The sequence below is a fragment of the Spirosoma luteum DSM 19990 genome (assembly GCF_000374065.1).
GTDB lineage: Bacteria > Bacteroidota > Bacteroidia > Cytophagales > Spirosomataceae > Spirosoma > Spirosoma luteum.
Genome location: NZ_KB893304.1, coordinates 1 through 1226 on the forward strand (window position 1 = coordinate 1; position 1226 = coordinate 1226).

Sequence of the window (1226 nt, forward strand, 5' to 3'; positions counted from 1 at the left end):
GCAGAAAAAAGGCTGAATTTAGAACAGGTAAAAACTGTCAAGATTGGCAAGGCGAAGGACTACGAAAAAGATAAAATGCTTTTTCTGGTTACTACGGATGAGATAGACCCGGATGGATTTACTGTTATGAAATCAGGGGCATATTATTACGCCAATACCCGAAGCCTATTCGACCTGTTAGGAGAAGACTATGAGAACGTTAAGGTAATCTTTGATTTAATAGAGATGGACGTTAACGGACAAAAGATTTTCAAACTCAAAAAGCGAACACTTGAGCGAAAAAAAGGAGAAAGTGAAATAGAGGATTGAGGAACGAGTGCGAGGTGAGGTTTGCAGGCCAGCCCAAACACCCGTTCCCAAAACTAGAATTGAAATCTGTGAGAGGAGATCAATTTACGATAAGATGGCTTGACTAGCTCATCACGGCCCCTTATTGTCTGTAACAAAGTTACTCAGTTTGATGTAAAAGTCAAGTGCTGGTCTGCATTTTTTAGTGTTTTTTAACTATTAAACATGTAAAAAATGGCACGTTACAAGATTATTCGTAGTACAGTCAATTATCAATTCTATTTTCGTTTTGTTGCCGACAATGGCAAGCAAATTATTTCAAGCGAGGGTTACACCACAAAGGAAAATTGCAAAAACGGAATAAGTGCAGTTCAGTCGCGTTCTCCTTATGATGGCACGTATCAAAGGCACGATGCAGTGGGAAATTACCGATTTAACATGCTTTCCACTAACGGGCAAATAATTGCTCGTAGTAGTGAAGGGTACGTAAATCGGCAAGACCGCGAACATGCCATTGATATTATGAAAAGGCAGGGAGGAAGTGCAGGTACGGACGACCTAACTTAGAGGTCATAGAATAAATTTGCCAAAAGCGGCTAGTATATACTAGCCGCTTTTGGCGTTTGTGGGCTATATTATGCCAAAATGCTTTGGTTATGATAAAGACAACGATAATTCTTGGACTTAAATGTGGTATTCCGCAATGGTATCAACATGAGGGCTTTGCCAAAAACCTGAAAACGGCTCATTGGCTTTTTTCTTTTTGCGGATGGAAAAGCCAGCATTCACCTTATCCAGCACTAAGCTATGAAGTAGAAGAAGGGGAATTAAATGAGGATTATTACATACCCTGTGACCTAACCGAACAATGGGTACTTGGCTCTTGCTTGTACCTAAATTAACCACCCCAATCGGTGTAAATTGGTATATCATTACCA

3 protein-coding genes are annotated in these 1226 nt (G+C 40.0%); 2 read left to right on the forward strand and 1 reads right to left on the reverse strand.

Translation table 11 applies throughout. From position 1 onward, the window contains the following. Together B156_RS0125815 and B156_RS0125820 are read left to right on the forward strand one after the other, a co-directional pair. Positions 1-309 (forward strand): hypothetical protein (locus tag B156_RS0125815; protein ID WP_026261068.1); only part of this gene is annotated, 309 nt, incomplete at its 5' end. A 213-nt stretch (positions 310-522) separates the two neighbouring features. Beyond that, the gene (locus tag B156_RS0125820) at positions 523-855 is read left to right on the forward strand and encodes a YegP family protein (RefSeq protein ID WP_018622699.1); all 333 of its coding nucleotides are present in this window, start codon (positions 523-525) and stop codon (positions 853-855) included. A gap of 117 nt (positions 856-972) precedes the next feature. On the opposite strand, the gene B156_RS32015 is transcribed toward B156_RS0125820, so the two are convergent. After that, positions 973-1226, reverse strand: a 254-nt coding sequence (locus B156_RS32015) for a hypothetical protein (protein WP_026261069.1), incomplete at its 5' end; no start/stop codon positions are given.